This is a genomic window from Mariniflexile sp. HNIBRBA6329, from assembly GCF_043558645.1.
GTDB lineage: Bacteria > Bacteroidota > Bacteroidia > Flavobacteriales > Flavobacteriaceae > Mariniflexile.
The window spans coordinates 417,392-432,145 of sequence record NZ_JBIFXS010000003.1; the positions used below are offsets into that span (position 1 = coordinate 417,392).

General features: G+C 33.1%; 12 protein-coding genes. 4 read left to right on the top strand and 8 right to left on the bottom strand.

The genetic code is table 11. The features are described from left to right. Window positions 1–2 precede the first annotated feature (2 nt). The 4 genes from ACGK9U_RS06295 to ACGK9U_RS06310 are packed head-to-tail and all read right to left on the bottom strand — an operon-like array spanning window position 3 to window position 5,164. Window positions 3–956 (bottom strand): AAA family ATPase, encoded by a 954-nt coding sequence (locus ACGK9U_RS06295; RefSeq protein ID WP_394465514.1) that lies wholly within the window; start codon window positions 954–956, stop codon window positions 3–5. A gap of 4 nt (window positions 957–960) precedes the next feature. Beyond that, window positions 961–2,418, bottom strand: a complete 1,458-nt coding sequence (locus tag ACGK9U_RS06300) for a peptidylprolyl isomerase (RefSeq protein WP_394465515.1) — start codon at window positions 2,416–2,418, stop codon at window positions 961–963. Then, window positions 2,381–3,232: a peptidyl-prolyl cis-trans isomerase gene (locus tag ACGK9U_RS06305; protein ID WP_394465516.1), complete on the bottom strand. Its 852-nt coding sequence runs from the start codon at window positions 3,230–3,232 to the stop codon at window positions 2,381–2,383. Before ACGK9U_RS06305 ends, ACGK9U_RS06300 begins: the two co-directional genes overlap by 38 nt. Then, complete coding sequence (locus tag ACGK9U_RS06310) at window positions 3,233–5,164, bottom strand: peptidylprolyl isomerase (protein WP_394465517.1); 1,932 nt, start codon at window positions 5,162–5,164, stop codon at window positions 3,233–3,235. Window positions 5,165–5,332: 168 nt separating this feature from the next. Between ACGK9U_RS06310 and ACGK9U_RS06315 the strand changes: the two genes are divergently transcribed. Together ACGK9U_RS06315 and ACGK9U_RS06320 are read left to right on the top strand one after the other, a co-directional pair. Next, entirely contained in the window at window positions 5,333–5,569 is a 237-nt protein-coding gene (locus ACGK9U_RS06315; protein WP_394465518.1) for a hypothetical protein, read from the top strand. A gap of 6 nt (window positions 5,570–5,575) precedes the next feature. Beyond that, complete coding sequence (locus ACGK9U_RS06320) at window positions 5,576–6,544, top strand: bile acid:sodium symporter family protein (protein WP_394465519.1); 969 nt, start codon at window positions 5,576–5,578, stop codon at window positions 6,542–6,544. Window positions 6,545–6,638: 94 nt separating this feature from the next. Here the strand turns inward: ACGK9U_RS06320 and ACGK9U_RS06325 are convergent, their stop codons facing one another. From ACGK9U_RS06325 to bshC, 4 genes are all read right to left on the bottom strand, one after another. Further along, entirely contained in the window at window positions 6,639–6,863 is a 225-nt protein-coding gene (locus tag ACGK9U_RS06325) for a DUF3820 family protein (protein WP_209654025.1), read from the bottom strand. Between the two features lie 5 nt (window positions 6,864–6,868). Then, window positions 6,869–8,773 (bottom strand): LysM peptidoglycan-binding domain-containing protein, encoded by a 1,905-nt coding sequence (locus ACGK9U_RS06330; RefSeq protein WP_394465520.1) that lies wholly within the window; start codon window positions 8,771–8,773, stop codon window positions 6,869–6,871. Window positions 8,774–8,975: 202 nt separating this feature from the next. Continuing rightward, a complete protein-coding gene (guaA, locus tag ACGK9U_RS06335; protein ID WP_394465521.1) occupies window positions 8,976–10,511 on the bottom strand; it encodes a glutamine-hydrolyzing GMP synthase in 1,536 nt (511 codons plus the stop codon). 55 nt (window positions 10,512–10,566) lie between these two features. Beyond that, complete coding sequence (bshC, locus tag ACGK9U_RS06340; RefSeq protein WP_394465522.1) at window positions 10,567–12,165, bottom strand: bacillithiol biosynthesis cysteine-adding enzyme BshC; 1,599 nt, start codon at window positions 12,163–12,165, stop codon at window positions 10,567–10,569. A gap of 265 nt (window positions 12,166–12,430) precedes the next feature. Here bshC and ACGK9U_RS06345 point away from each other — a divergent pair, with 265 nt between their 5' ends. Further along, a complete protein-coding gene (locus tag ACGK9U_RS06345) occupies window positions 12,431–13,699 on the top strand; it encodes a carboxypeptidase-like regulatory domain-containing protein (protein ID WP_394465523.1) in 1,269 nt (422 codons plus the stop codon). Between the two features lie 60 nt (window positions 13,700–13,759). Beyond that, entirely contained in the window at window positions 13,760–14,563 is an 804-nt protein-coding gene (locus ACGK9U_RS06350) for a TerC family protein (protein WP_394465524.1), read from the top strand. Window positions 14,564–14,754 lie beyond the last annotated feature (191 nt).

Below are 14,754 nucleotides of genomic sequence, written 5' to 3' on the forward strand. Positions count from 1 at the left end.
TTTTAAAATAAGCTCTTTATAATTTGTGTTTCAGAAACACCTTCAGCTTCAGCTTTGTAGTTTTTAATAATTCTATGCGTTAAAATACTGTAAGCTACCGCTTGCACATTCTCAATATCTGGAGAAAACTTACCGTGTATGGCTGCATGTGTTTTGGCTGCTAAAATTAAGTTTTGAGAAGCTCTTGGTCCTGCTCCCCAATCGATGTAGTTTTTAACCAACTCATTAGCGGAATTTCCATTAGGTCTTGTTTTACCAACCATGGTTACGGCGTATTCAATAACATTATCAGCTACAGGAATTCTTCTTATTAAATGTTGAAAATCTATTATTTCTTTTGCTGAAAAAAGCGCATTGACTTTTGCTTGTGTATCAGAAGTAGTTGCCTTAACAACTTCAACTTCTTCTTGAAACGATGGATAATCTAAATTGATAGCGAACATAAAACGATCTAACTGCGCCTCAGGTAGCGGATAAGTTCCTTCTTGCTCAATTGGGTTTTGAGTTGCTAAAACAAAATACGGCAATTCTAATTTATAATGATGACCCGCTACGGTTACTGCGCGTTCCTGCATCGCTTCCAACAAAGCTGCTTGCGTTTTTGGAGGCGTTCTGTTAATTTCATCTGCTAAAATGATATTAGAAAATATGGGACCTTTTATAAATTTAAAATGGCGGTCTTCATCTAAAATTTCACTACCAAGTATATCACTCGGCATTAAATCTGGAGTGAATTGAATACGCTTAAAATCGAGTCCTAAAGCTTGGGCAATGGTATTTACCATTAAAGTTTTTGCTAAACCAGGAACACCAATAAGCAATGAGTGGCCACCAGAAAATATAGATATTAATATTTGGTTTACTACCTCATCTTGACCAACTATAACTTTGGCTATTTCGGTTTTTAAATCTTTATATCTTTTTACAAATTGTTCAATGGCAGCTACATCAGACATACAATTACTTTTTTAACCAGTTACTAGAAAATTCACAATTTCTGTACTCTCCGCTAATTTTTATATAAGTATCTAGAATTTTCTCTTCTTGCCATTTTGCAATTGCTTTTATTTTCTTTTCATCTAAAGCCAAGCTTTTGATTTTTAAATAATCACGAGCATAATCTGCTTCGTGTTCATTGATTCTATCGGTAACCATTAAAATTTTAAACTTTACTTTACCAGTTCGGTCCTCTTCTTTTAAAACAAGACTTACTTCATTATCTTTCAAATTTTGAATTTGAGCATATAATTCTGGTTCCATTCTGGTTAACTCAAAATTATAGTCTTGTGTGGTTGGGTTTATTAATTGCCCGCCGTCACCACGTGTTTCTTTTTCATCACTCGCCTCTCTTGCAGCATCGGCAAATGATATTTTACCATCAACAATACGTTGTCTTACTTTTTCCAAACGCTCCTTTGCTTCTTTTACAGCTTCTGTAGATACTTTTGGTGATAGTAAAATATGAGCTACATCGTATTCTTGTCCTCTTATTTTTTCACATTGAATGATATGGTATCCAAAATCGGTTTCAAAAGGTTCTGAAATTTCACCTTCTTGAAGCGAAAACGCTACTTGCCTAAACTCCTTAACCATTCGAGGTTGTTTTCTGTTCAAGGTATATTTCCCTCCTTTACTTGCAGATCCAGGATCTTCGGAATACAAAACGGCTTTAGAACGGAAACTTGCTCCGTTTTCAATAATATCGGCTTTAAACTCTTTCAATCTGTTTACAACGCGTTGTTTTTCTTCTTCAGACACTTTAGGTACCGAAACTATTTGGGCTACTTTAAGTTCCGTTCCAAATGTTGGACGTTCTTCTTTAGGTATTTTTTCGAAAAATGCACGAACTTCTTCAGGGGTTATTTCTATTTCATCTACAATTTTAGCTTGCATTTTTGCCGCTAATTGATTGCTTTTGTTAATTTCAAACATCTCATCTCTAAAAGCTTTCTCATCGTCTTTTTTATAGAACTCTAAAAGCTTTTCCATAGAGCCACCGGTTTGTTCCAAAAATTGTTCTATTTGGTAGTCTACATTTCTTCTAATTTCAGAATCAGATACTTGAATACTATCTTGAATAGCTTGGTGTGCGTACAATTTATCCTCTAAAAGCTTCCCGAACAATTCGCAAGGTTTTATATCGGACGTATTGACGTTTTGCGCTTGAAGTTGTAAATAAGCTTTATCTACATCAGAATCTAAAATAATATAATCGCCCACTACCGCTGCTACCCCATCTACTTTTTTGGCATTTTTAGTTAGGATTGAATCTACTTTTTTTGATTCTTGTTTTACTGCTACTTCTTCATTTATTACCTCTTGAGCAGATGCACTATTTACTATTAGTAAGGTTATGAATAAAACACTTAGTTGTTTTAAATTATTTATATATTTCAAATTGTTTATTTTTAATAGCATCTTTAGTAATATCTTTTTCTAGTTCTCTAATAAGTTCAAGCTTTCTTTTGTTAACGACAATTTGATCTATTGTAGGTTTTACGTACTCCAACGGAGCTGTATCGTTTCGTAACAAAACGTCATTAATTTGCATCAAATATACTCCTAATGAATCTTTGAGTTGTATAAAATTAGATTTTTTTAACAGTTGATTTTTATTTTCGGGAGTAATAGCTGAAATTTTATTGATTACTTGATTTGCTTTTATCCAAATAGTATCATTTAAAGAATAGGATTTAAATTGAATTGAAATCGCGTTTAAATCTTTTTTGTCTTTAGAATTGAAACGTTTAAACTTTTCAACAATAGCATTGTAATTGATGATGTTTTCTTCCAAATGAATGTATCTGAACTTTACCAGTTCTTCATTTAATCTGAAAATATCTTTATTTTGATTATAATATGTTTCGGCTTCAACTTTTGTAACAACCGTATCCATATCCCTTTTTACCAATGCTTCAATATAGGCTTTGGTGTACAAGTCATTTCTATATTGCCTTATCAATTTATTGAACTCTGCCTGTTTAGATTCACTTAAATTCACCTTGGCGCCATCTACAAACAACTGTTGCGTTGCCCAACGGTTTATAAAGTTTTGAACCACCAACATACTATCTTCTTTGGGTGTTCCTTCAGATACTAAATCTTTAATGTCATCATAATACAAATAAGTCTCGTTAACCCTAGCAATAGGAACCCTATCATCGGTTTTTTTGAAAAAATTGCACGAGGTTACCGATATTATAAGCAATAATATGATGATTCTATTTTGCACCTATTGTTTTTTTATTTGAGCTTTTACGCTTTTTAAAGCCTCCGGGTTTACGACTACTGTATATTTTTGAGCCAGTTCTTTAAGCCATTTCTCCTCTTTGTATGCTTGATAATCACTTATTACCAAACCTTTCGCTTCTTCAAATGTTTTTAAAGTTTCTGGTAAAATCTCTTTTACCTGAACCAAAACAAAAGCATTATTGTGTTTATATATTTTAGAAATGCCTTTTTTAAATTCAAAATCTTTTGGCAAAGTCTGATGGTTAGCATCCATGGCATCTACAGTAAAGATAACGTCTATTTTATCATTACTATTAATAAGTGCTTTAATTTGTTGTAACTCCATACCTTCTTTTAACAAATTAGCTACTTTTTTAAGTGTTTTTTGTTCTTTTGAAGAAGCAACCACCGCATCAATTCTTTTTGGTGTAATGTACTTGTTTTTATGTGAGTTGTAATAATCTTGAATTTCTAACGAATCGGTTTTAGCCGTATTCCAAATGGTCGTTTCCATTAAATCGAATAATAACAAACCATCTCTATACTCAGCTACAACATTAGCATAATCTTCATTTTCATTCTCTAAATTATCTTCTTGGTATGCTATTAAATTTGTGTTTAAAAAATCATTATAATTTTTTGCAACTAACGTTTTGAAATCGGTTTTCACAGATGTGTTACTTTGTGCAGTAACTAAATAATCTCCAAAATCTTTAAAAACAAACTGTTTATCTCCTATTTTTACTAAAGGTTGTTTTGCTTCAAAGCTAGGAGGCAACGTCCAAGATCTTTTAAAGAAATCGTCATTTAAAATGGACACAAAATAATCCAATGCAGGCTGTTTAGTTGAAATATTATACTTTTCTTTAAGTTTGGTGTGTAATGCTTCATCTATAATCTTAGAGCGCTCATCACGCTTTACTTTTTGTTCCAGTTCCGGTTGCATCTCTTCAAAAGATGCAATTGGTTTTTTACCATATAGTTTTACAATATGCCACCCGTATTGGGTTTTAAAAGGCTCTGACACATCGCCTATTTCATTTAAACCAAAAGCAGTGTCTTCAAACTCAGGAGCATTTATTTGTCCTCCAGAAAATGGAGCTAACTTACCTCCATTTGGAGCTGAATTTGCATCATCGGAAAACTGTTTTGCCAAAGCTTCAAAATCTTCACCTTGTTTTAGTTTTTTATAAATATCCTGTATTCTATCCTCTGGCTTTTCCGCTAAAGAATCACCTGGTTTATCTATAACCATAATATGCGCTACGGTACGCTCGCCTCTTGATTTTCTTTTGTCCTGCACAAACACAATATGGTATCCAAATTGGGTTCTAAAAGGTTGTGAAATTTCGCCAACCTTAGTTTTAAATGCAGCATTTTCAAATGAATAAACCATTCTGAACCCTGTAAAATAGCCTAAATCTTCACCGTAAATTGTTTGTCCGTTATGCACTTCCTTCCTTACTTTTTCAAAGCCTTCTTTTAAAGCACGATCACGTAGTTTTATAATAGAATTATAAGCCGCTAAAGTATCGGTTGGACTCGCGCTTTCTGGAATTTTAATCAAAATATGAGATGCTTTTACATCATTAGAAACGCGTTCGTAGGCTTCTTTTACCAATGCATCTGTTACTTTGTTATCGGAAATAAAACTTTTTGCCAACTGTTTTTTGTACGTATCCAACTCCCTAATATAGTTTGGATTTTCTTGAAGGTTTAACGCTTTCGCTTCTTTCAACTTTAACTTGTAATTTGTGAAAAGTGTTAAATAACTTTCAACTTCTTTTTGAGATTCGTCCTGAACTAAATCTAAATTCTTATTATAAACCCTTAAAAATTCAGAAACGTACACAGGATCGTTGTCTACAGTAAAAAGAACTTCTTTGCTAGAGGTTTGTCCATTAACATTTGTAATGAAAACTAAAAAAATCAAAATAAATAAATACTTAAAGTTCATTTGAATAAATTTTTTATTATAGCACAAAAATAACAATATAAACCTATAATGCAAGTTGCTTTTACAAACGATTAAAAAGATAAAATATTCCATTTTAAATTATATATTTTTGCCTTTCAATAATTATTCTTTATCTAATAAATAATGCGCGAATTAAAGTTAATTTGGGATTTTCGTGGTCCTGATGCCAGTAGGATTGCCCAACACCATGAAATTCACCTAAAAGAATACATTCAACAAGAAAATTTAGATATAAAAATTACTGGTTTTGAAAATTTAAATGAAGTACATTCCATTGCGTTTTTAGTTGTAAATGAAAACGAAATGAAACCTATAAGAGATGCTTTAAAACCACATCGCGGACAAGTTTATACACATTAAGAATAAATGAAAATAAAACTCGACGGTTTTGTTCTAGCCATTATAGCCATTGTTATTACTGCATATTTTTTTCCTAACTGGGGCAGTAAAAATAGCCCCGTACCCTTAAACCTAATTGGAAGCATTGGTGTTTCGCTTATTTTCTTTTTTTACGGATTAAAACTAAGTCCCGAAAAAATTAAAACAGGTTTAAAAAACTGGAAACTGCACCTGTTAGTGCAAGCATCCACTTTTATTTTGTTTCCAATAATTGTTATGGGTTTTTATCCACTTATTGCTAACGAAAACGACCATACTATTTGGTTGGCTTTTATGTTTTTGGCGGCACTTCCATCTACTGTATCATCATCTGTGGTTATGGTATCTATTGCCAAGGGCAATATTCCTGCTGCTATATTTAACGCTAGTATTTCGGGGTTAATAGGTATTATTGTTACACCTCTTTGGATTGGTTTATTCTTACAGAAAACTAGCACTCACTTCGATTTAGGAAACATTTACCTAAAACTTCTTACCGAAATTTTATTGCCCGTAATTATTGGGATCTCTTTACAACGCTATTTAGGTGATTTTGTTAGAAAAAACCTTAAATATCTTACTCTATTTGACAAAGCCATTATTCTGTTAATCATCTATAAAAGTTTTGCTGAATCGTTTTTGGAACATGTTTTTAACTCGGTAAATATTGCAGATTTACTATTTATCTTCATTGCCATTATAGCACTGTTCTTTGTGGTGTTTTTTCTTATCAAACAAATTGCAATGTATTTAAATTTTTCTTTGGAAGACCGAATAACAGCACAATTCTGTGGTACAAAAAAATCGCTCGTACATGGTACCGTTTTTTCTAAAATACTATTTCAAAATACAGTATCGGTAGGTGTTATATTGCTTCCGCTTATGCTATTTCACTTTATTCAAATATTCATTATCAGCATTATAGCTTCAAAAATGAATAAAAACGATGCACTATAGATGTTAATTTGACTTTAAAAAACTCAAACTAATTAGGCGTGAATTATAATGGGAATTTTACGGTTCATAAAATACTAATTGACATCCCTATGACCTACTTTGGATACTGTTTCTTGATATTCCGTATCAACTCTTCCAGCCCGTTTAGTTTTAGCTCGTACACTTGTTTAAGCATATCGCCCAATTTGCCTTTAGGAAAGCCTTTTTGGTGGTACCAAACCACATAATACTCGGGTAAATCTATTAAATAGCGATCTTTGTACTTGCCAAAAGGCATTTTGGTATGTGCTAAATCTATTAAGAATTGTTTGTCGAACACCTAGGTTATTTTACCTCAACTATTTCTAAATCTTTATACTTCACTATATAAGTGGCATCATTATAATAACCGCCCATAAGTTTCTTTTTGTAGGCAAATTTGTTTTCTACATACTCGGTAAGAGGTGCGTTGTTTACAGACATGTATAAATCTTTTGCTGAAGCTAAACGCAATACCACATCCATAGTTAAATCAAACCCTTTTACGGCACGTTTACTTGGTGTGGTGTTATAAGTTTGGGTGTAACGCTTTACAAACGAATTGCTTCCATTATCACTGTATGATTTTGATGTGGTTGCAAAATGAAGCTGAAGTTTTGATAAATGGTCGTTTGATACTTGGTCACCCTCAAAAGCTGCATTAAAATTGCTTGTTACCAAAATAATTTCGGTAGTGGCACTATTTAAAGACGCCAAAATACTGACAACGTTTGATACAAACCCTTCGCTTTGCGTTTCTAAAAACACATAATTTCTACCTGGTTTTAAAGTGCTTCGTATATCTTCAACATAAAGGAAATTTAAATCGTTACCCGTTTTCCCTTTTCTGGAGTAAACAGATTTTGCATAACCAAACGTAGTCTTAATACTGTTCGCTACTGCTTCATTTTTTGTGTCTGAAACCACAACAATATTTTTTTCTAAAGAATCGGCTTTTACAAAATTTATAATTCTGTCTTTTAACAAGTCATCTGAAGGTCTAGATTGAAAAACGTTATCGTACAATGTTAAATTTGTGCCTATGGGAGATACTACTGGTACATGATAATCACGTAATTCAGAAGCTACCTTATCAAACGTATCAGACGTTAACGGTCCAATAACGGCATCAATATCTTTAAAGTTATTATCTTTCAATATCCTTAATACATCACTTACTTGATAGTTCGTATCATACACATCCACTTTAAGTGAAACACCTAAGGTTTTTAGGGAATCTAAAGCGGTTAAAACACCTGTGTAAAAATCAAGTGAAGCATCTAAATATGGGTCTTTTTTTATGCTGCTTTTTATATGGGCAATGGAATCGAATTGAACACGGTTGGTTCTAAAAGGTAACATTACCGCAATATGCTTCGTATCAAAATTGGTTATTTTATTTTCCAAACTTGTTTTTTTCGCAACTGGTTCACCCGCTAGATTCAAATTATTTGTATACGGTATTTTTAAAACCATACCTTCCTTTAAACCAGTGTTTTTCAATTCCGGATTTAAAGCTTCCAATTCATCTTGTTCTAAGCCTAATTTTAGTTTTAAACGGTAAAACCCTTCTTTTGGCAACACGTTGTAATAGCTGTATTTTTCGTCTACCTCTTTTACCTCTTCACCATCTTTATTGGGCACATATATTTGTTGTCCATCCTGTAATGCTTCGCCCATACCTGGGTTTAAATCTTCAAGTTCTTGAACAGTAATTCCAAATTTGTAAGCAATACGCCATTTACCCTCTTTCGGCTTCACTATATAGGCTTTAGTAGCTGCTTTAGATTCTTTCTTGGTAATTTTAAAAACAGGTATTTTAAGTTTATCTCCCTTATTTAGTGTATTGGCGTATAAAAAAGTGTTGTACTTTTTTATATCCTCTTCGGTTACATCGTACTGTTTTGCAATGCTATATAAGGTTTCTTTTCTGTTGGTTCTATGTTCTTTATAGCCTACCAATTCTTGTGTAGTAACAACTTCTGCTTTTTTCGCTTTGGAAATAGGAATTATTAATATGGTATTAGCTTTTAATTCTTTTTTAGCATCTGGATTTAAGGCATAAATATCAGAAGTGGTTACGCCGTAATGAGAAGCAATTCCATGAATGGTTTCGCCTTTTTTTACTTGATGGGTGCTGAAGTTTTGAGCAGTTAGAGCATTCACATTAAAGATGAATGTTAAACATAAAACGGAAAAGAATTTAATCATGTAAATCTATTTTTTAATTGCGTTAAGAACCAAACGGTATTTTTCTATATGCATATAACATGCCAAAAAACATTTTGTTCTGACTTAATCATATACGTTTGATTTATTAAAATAAGACGACTTAACGCAATAAATATAACTTATAAATTTTGTTTATCCAACAACTTATTTAATATCAAAAGATTACAGCTTTCGCAGGAATTTATTCCCACTCGATGGTTGCTGGTGGTTTTGAACTGATGTCGTAAACGACTCTATTAACGCCTTTAACTTTGTTTATGATGTCGTTTGAAGTTTTTTGGAGGAACTCGTATGGTAAATTTACCCAATCGGCAGTCATACCATCGGTACTTTCGACAGCTCTTAGTGCTACGCATTTTTCGTAGGTACGCTCATCACCCATAACGCCAACACTATTTACCGGCAAAAGCATTGCACCTGCTTGCCATACTTTATCATACAGTCCCCATGCTTTCAAACCATTAATAAAAATAGCATCAACCTCTTGCAGAATACGTACTTTTTCGGCAGTAATATCGCCCAAAATACGAATGCCCAAACCTGGACCTGGAAATGGATGGCGCCCTAAAAGTTCAGGATCTATGCCTAAAGTAGCACCAACTCGTCTTACTTCATCTTTAAAAATAGCGCGTAACGGTTCTACAATTTTAAGTTTCATAAAATCGGGCAAACCACCTACGTTATGGTGACTTTTAATGGTTGCTGAAGGACCACCAGTAGCCGAAACACTTTCAATAACATCTGGATAAATAGTACCTTGTGCCAACCATTTTACATCGATAAGTTGGTGTGCTTCATCATCAAAAACCTCAATAAACGCATTACCAATGGCTTTACGTTTTAATTCTGGGTCTTCAATACCAGCCAAAGCATCCAGGAAACGTTGTGAAGCATCTACGCCTTTTACGTTAAGCCCCATGCCTTTGTATTGGTTTAATACGTTTTCGAATTCGTTTTTACGAAGCAATCCGTTATTAACGAAAATACAATATAAATTTTTGCCAATGGCTTTATTCAATAAAACGGCTGCAACGGTAGAATCTACCCCACCCGAAAGTCCTAAAACCACTTTATCATTACCTACTTTTTCCTGTATGGCGGCTACGGTTTCTTCAACAAAAGAATCGGGTGTCCAATCTTGGTTTACGTTTGCTATGGTTACTAAAAAATTTTCCAAGAGTCTTTTCCCATCGGTTGAATGGTACACTTCTGGGTGAAATTGAATGGCATAAGTTTCTTCACCTTCAATTCTATACGCTGCATTTTCAACATCGTGGGTACTTGCTATTAAAACACCATGTGTTGGCAAAGATTTAATAGTATCACTATGACTCATCCAAACTTGACTACCAACGTTTATACCTTTGAAAAAAGCTTCGTTTTCTTTAATGAAAGCCAACTTGGCACGACCATATTCCCTCGTATTTGACGGAGCTACTTCACCACCTGAAAAATGCGCCAAATATTGGGCACCATAACAAACCGCTAATAAAGGTTTTTCGCCTCTAATGTTTGTTAAATCGGGGTGTAAAGCATTTTCTCCTCTTACAGAATTTGGACTTCCTGAAAGTATAACGGCTTTATACTCTTGAAAATTGGTTGGAATTTTGTTAAATGGATGTATTTCGGAGTAAATGTTGAGTTCTCGAACTCTACGGGCAATAAGTTGTGTGTATTGCGATCCGAAGTCTAAAATAAGTACCTTATCATGTTGCATGCGCAAAAATAACAAGGATTTTAGAATTACGATTTATGATTTGCGATTTTTTTAATTAAATTTTCAACAGCGTGAATTCGCCTTTTAAAGGCTCTAAGTTTTCTATGAGTTTAGGAATAAGCGATTCGCCATATTCCAAATAAAACTCAGAAAAATTGGCGTTACGCTCTTGCAAACTTTGGTTTGGGAACAATTCGTTTTGTAAATCTGTCATTCTTAAAACCTGATCTGATAGTTTTCTTTTTTGGGCTTTAAGGAGTCGTTTTTCTAAAGCTTCCAATCCCTTTAACTGCTTCACTTCCTGTGCTTTTACGGCGCCCAAAAATGATTTATCGGTTTGTTTTGCCAATTCATATAAAGCTTCAAATTGATGTTTTAAATGTTGCTTTTGTTCTGTAAAATCAATGTCTATATTCGAAATCTCTCTTACTTTTTTATTGATGAAGGTAGTGCGCTTTAGAAAAATATCTTCCTTTGATATGTTTAACTTTTGAAGTTTTTCAGCTTGATTTTCAGATTGTATCAACACCGAATTTCTTAATAACAACACAGGAAATGGCACGTTTACCCGATTGAAATATTGTTTTAGTTGAAACCAATATGCCAACTCGCCACCACCACCTATGTAGCACAAATTAGGCAAAATAACCTCCTGATATAAAGGACGCATGATAACATTAGGTGAAAACCTTTCCGGGTGCTCTAAGAGCACTTTTAGCAGCTCACTCTTGCTCCAAGTTATATTAGTATTGATGACTTTGTAAACACCTTCTTCAAAAACAATGCGTTCTCTTAAATTTTCGGTTATATAGAACAAATTAATTTCCCGTGGGTTTACTTGAATACCATAATTTGATAATTCGTTTATTTGTTCATTGGTTTCTGATACCTTTTTAAAAGAGGTTTGGTTAAGCAATTCATCTTCCATAAATGGTATGAATTGTTTTTTTAATGCGGCATCATTGGCATCTATAATGACCAAACCGTACGCTTTAAACAATTCGTTCGCTAAAAAACGCGTGGCATTGGCTAAACTATCATGATTTAGATAGGCTTCCTCAAAAAGTGTTTTTAAATGAGTGGCATTTTTAGTAGTGCCCAATTCCAAAGAAAACTGATTGAAAACTGCTTCTAAACCTTCGTTAGATAATTCGCCCACAGCACCACTGGCATTTTTGTTCCAATGCACTTTTTTTCCTTTGAAGTTGAAATAGTTTATCTCTTCAAAATCGTGGTCTTCGGTTGCCATCCAATAAATAGGCACGAAATTATAATTAGGGTATGTGTTTTTTAATTCTTTTGAAAGATTGATAGCCGATACAATTTTATAAAGAAAATAAAGTGGCCCCGTGAACAGGTTTAATTGATGCCCTGTTGTAACGGTAAACGTATTTTCTGAATTTAAACTTTCAATGTTTTTTAAGGTAGCTTCAGAAGTTTCAATGCTTTGGTATTGCTTTTTTAATGTATCGACTAAAACTGTTCTCGACTGCGCTTTAAAAGACCGGGCTTTCTCTTCAATCTGCGATTTAAAATTTTCAAGCTTAGGGAATCGATTATAAAAAGGCTTCAATTCTGGTTTTTCATCTAAATAATCACAAATAAGTGAAGAAAAATATCCTGTTTTTTTAAATGAAATACAATCGGTTGGCATATAAATAGTGAGATTTAAAGTGTAAATATACAGTTATTCTGTTTTTTGAAATCCAAAAAATACGTTAAGAATTTAGACCAATCCATAATATCAGTTATTTGCATTCACATACAAATGGAGATGATATACAAGTCCTTCTACATTTTTAAAACACCCTTAAACTTTCATTAACAATAATTTAACTCCATAATTCACTATAAAAAACACAATCAAACGTTTTTTTTCGTATTTTAATACTAACTAAACCTTTAGTTATCAATACATCATGAAAATGAAACGCTTTTTTCTGTATATACTTACCTGCCTTCTTTTTTTTAGTGGCATGCAATACATTATTGCACAAACCTCAACAGGATTTATTGAGATTAAAGGGAAAATTGTAGATGATAATTCAAACGATGCCTTAGTGTTTGCCGATATCACTATTAAAGACTCAAACATTAGCACCATAACCAACTCCGATGGTGAGTTTGCTCTAAAAATACCAGATTCTCTTGCATCTAAATTGATAACATTTTCCCATTTGGGATACCAAAAAAAGGAAATGAAAATTTCAGAGTTAAATGGTCATTCAAAAATCAAACTGTTTCCTGCGGTTACCGAATTAAACGAAGTTGAAGTTAAAACGTATAGAGATGCCGAAACATTATTGAGGGAGACCCTAAAAAATAGAAGCAACGCCTATAACAACGACAATGCCTTAATGACGGCATTTTATCGTGAAACCATTAAAAAAAGAAGAAGAAATGCCTCACTATCAGAAGCTGTGGTGCAAATACACAAACAGCCCTATAGCAATTTTAAAAACGATGCTATTGAGCTTATTAAAGCAAGAAAAAGCACCGACTATACACGTTTGGATACCTTAGCCGTAAAACTACAAGGAGGTCCGTTTTCAAATTTATACACCGATATTATAAAATACCCCGAATACATTTTTTCAAATGAAAACATTGTTTTATATGATTTTGATTTTGGCGAGTCAACACAAGTAAACAACAAGCCCGTATACGTTGTCAATTTTAAACAAAAACCAAGCATTAAAGAACCTTTGTACTATGGTAAACTTTATATAGATGCTGAAACTTTGGCCTTAACCAATGCCGTTTTTAGATTGAATGTGGAAAACAAAGAGCTATCCAGCGAAATGTACATTAGGAAAAAACCAAGAAAAGTAGATGTATATCCTACCGAGGCCACCTACCGCGTAAATTACCGTACTCAAGACGGGAAATGGCATTATGCTTATAGCAATATTTTACTAACGTTTAAAGTGAATTGGAAGGGCAAATTATTCAATAGCGTATATACCTTAAACAGTGAAATGGCTATTACCGATTGGCGCATTAGCAACCCCAATTTAATTAAAGCCAAAGAACACATGCTAAAACCAACTACTATTTTAGCAGATGAAACCTCAGGGTTTAAAGACCCTGCTTTTTGGGGCGAATACAACATTATTGAACCTGAAAAATCTATTGAAGCGGCTATAGAAAAAATTAAAAAACAATTAAATAAAACTTCAAATATTTAGTGTTAAATCATAATAGCGCGTATAAATTTTAATTAATTTTACGTACTAAATTTTTATATTGTGATAGATTTTTTGCTTTCCAGCGACGCCATTATGGCACTTTTAACACTTACTTTTTTAGAGATTATTTTAGGCATAGATAACATTGTCTTTATATCTATTGCCGCCAATAAGCTACCCGAACATCAACAATCGAAAGCAACAACCATTGGTTTGCTTTTAGCCATGATACAGCGTATTATTCTATTGTTTTTCGTTACTTTTTTAATTGGTTTGAAAGAACCTTTTTATACTATTGAACTGTCGTGGATCCATATAGCCATAAGTTGGCAAGCAATTATTTTATTTGGAGGTGGTTTATTTTTAATTTACAAAAGCACTTCAGAAATTCATGAAAAAGTAGAATTACCAAACCATGATGAAAATGCTGTAAAAGGAAAAAAAATCAAAAGCTTATCGCAAGCCATCGTGCAAATTATGTTAATCGATTTTATTTTCTCTATCGATTCTATTTTAACTGCCGTAGGAATGACCAACGGTTTGCACCCCAACCATAATTACAATTTGGTGTTAATGATTATTGCCGTAGTTATTTCAATAATTGTGATGATTGGTTTTGCAAACCCCATACGCCGTTTTATAAACGAACACCCAAGTATGCAACTTTTAGGTTTAGCTTTTTTAATTTTAATTGGATTTATGTTAATTACTGAAGCTGCTCACCTATCGCATACCAAACTATTTGGCAATGAGGTTGGTGCCATACCAAAAGGCTATTTGTATTTTGCTATTGCGTTTTCGCTTTTTGTGGAGTTTTTGAATTTTAGGATTCAAAAGAGGAATAAGAAACGTACTGAATCTTAATATTGTGTCTGGTTGAGCGCAGTCAAAACCTTTTTTACATGTTAACTACATAAAGTTCTCGACTGCGCTCGAACAAAGAATGGTCAGTGTTTTTAAAACACTTCCTTTTGATATTTTTAAGATCTAATAATTTCTATTGCCTTTGTAAATACGATACAAATAGTAGGCTATTAAAGCTAGAAGTACAATTA

Bases quoted from the DNA above. Each gene is read 5' to 3' on its own strand.
- ACGK9U_RS06345 (WP_394465523.1), top strand. From the start codon at position 12,431: ATGAAAATGAAACGCTTTTTTCTGTATATACTTACCTGCCTTCTTTTT.
- ACGK9U_RS06320 (WP_394465519.1), top strand. From the start codon at position 5,576: ATGAAAATAAAACTCGACGGTTTTGTTCTAGCCATTATAGCCATTGTT.
- ACGK9U_RS06330 (WP_394465520.1), bottom strand. From the start codon at position 8,773: ATGATTAAATTCTTTTCCGTTTTATGTTTAACATTCATCTTTAATGTG.
- ACGK9U_RS06300 (WP_394465515.1), bottom strand. From the start codon at position 2,418: ATGCTATTAAAAATAAACAATTTGAAATATATAAATAATTTAAAACAA.
- ACGK9U_RS06315 (WP_394465518.1), top strand. From the start codon at position 5,333: ATGCGCGAATTAAAGTTAATTTGGGATTTTCGTGGTCCTGATGCCAGT.
- ACGK9U_RS06295 (WP_394465514.1), bottom strand. From the start codon at position 956: ATGTCTGATGTAGCTGCCATTGAACAATTTGTAAAAAGATATAAAGAT.
- bshC (WP_394465522.1), bottom strand. From the start codon at position 12,165: ATGCCAACCGATTGTATTTCATTTAAAAAAACAGGATATTTTTCTTCA.
- guaA (WP_394465521.1), bottom strand. From the start codon at position 10,511: ATGCAACATGATAAGGTACTTATTTTAGACTTCGGATCGCAATACACA.